This is a genomic window from Bacillus sp. LR--39, assembly GCF_053613335.1.
Genome location: NZ_JBSIOT010000847.1, coordinates 1 through 720, shown reverse-complemented (window position 1 = coordinate 720; position 720 = coordinate 1). Strand labels below are relative to the sequence as shown.

Annotated in this window: 1 protein-coding gene; it reads right to left on the bottom strand. The window is 51.4% G+C overall.

Annotated features, from left to right (window positions below; translation table 11 throughout):
* Nucleotides 1–698, bottom strand: a 698-nt coding sequence (locus ACWHAR_RS26955; RefSeq protein ID WP_452088415.1) for a nucleoside recognition domain-containing protein, incomplete at its 3' end; no start/stop codon positions are given.
* Nucleotides 699–720: the final 22 nt, after the last annotated feature.

The window sequence follows — 720 nt, the reverse complement described above, 5'->3', positions numbered from 1 at the left end:
AGTTCATTCAATACGGTCGCCGCCAGGCAAATGATGAGAAAGATCGGCATCGCCTGAAAGATAAATTGCTGAAGCACTTCTTTTACTCGAAAGACGATCCCTTTCCAGGACGGCTTCTGCAAAAACGTTTGCCGTCGCTCGAAGTAAGCGGCCCATTTCTGATCGATGCGATACCATATCCGGTTATGAACGGCCGCTGCGGCAACAAGAACAGCGAGGTAAGGAATAAACAGCCACTCCCTTCCCGCAGCATGAAAAATCGACAGCGTCGCACCGATTTGGTAGCTGCACGCTGATCCGAAAGAAATAAACGATACACAGCGCTTTCTCGTACACATGCTGCATGACCGCGTCTGCTGAACGGCCACGACATTGCAGCCAAATCCGGTCAAAAGCGGAACTAAATCACGGCCGTTCAGACCGATCTTCCGCATCAGCGGGTCCAATGAATCGACGATCCGGTCCTTTAAACCCGAATCATCCGCTGCCGCATTCGCTATAGACATAAACAAAACGACAGGAAACGCCCAAACAAACGAGTAAATGCCAAGGGATAACAGGCCATAGTTCCCCGCCAATGCCGCGCCCAGCCATGACGGCAAGCCCCCGACCGCATTTTGGAGCGGTACAACCGCCCATTTGTCCGCAGATTGCTGCACCCACTCTGATGTATGATAAGCCAATACGATCGGCGCCATAAACAACAAACATAAAAGTGCA